Source organism: Metabacillus rhizolycopersici, from assembly GCF_020075705.1.
The window spans coordinates 1-295 of sequence record NZ_JAIQUM010000309.1 but is presented as its reverse complement, the minus strand read 5'-3'; the positions used below and the strand labels follow the sequence as shown (position 1 = coordinate 295).

The window sequence follows — 295 nt, the reverse complement described above, 5'->3', positions numbered from 1 at the left end:
GATTCAATGCAAAAGGCAATCGAATGGCTATGTCCTTTTCAGATAACGGTAAGCTGTACAATACAAAGCTAGGTGAAATCGATCTCCTCCTCCACAGACCATTAGAAGGAACAATCAAGCAACTTGTGATCAAGCACCAAGGCAAAAGATGGTACGCTATTTTCTGTGTCGAAAGACAAGAGTTGCCATCTGATATTGATACAAACAACGCAATCGGAATAGACGTTGGCCTACATAAATATGCTGTTCTTTCTGATGGAAGAGAAGTCGAAAACCCTACATTCCTTCGAAAAAA

General features: G+C 40.3%; 1 pseudogene. It reads left to right on the top strand.

Going from position 1 to position 295, the window contains the following annotated elements:
- Positions 1 to 295, top strand: a pseudogene (locus K9V48_RS30280) (RNA-guided endonuclease TnpB family protein); the annotation flags it as partial.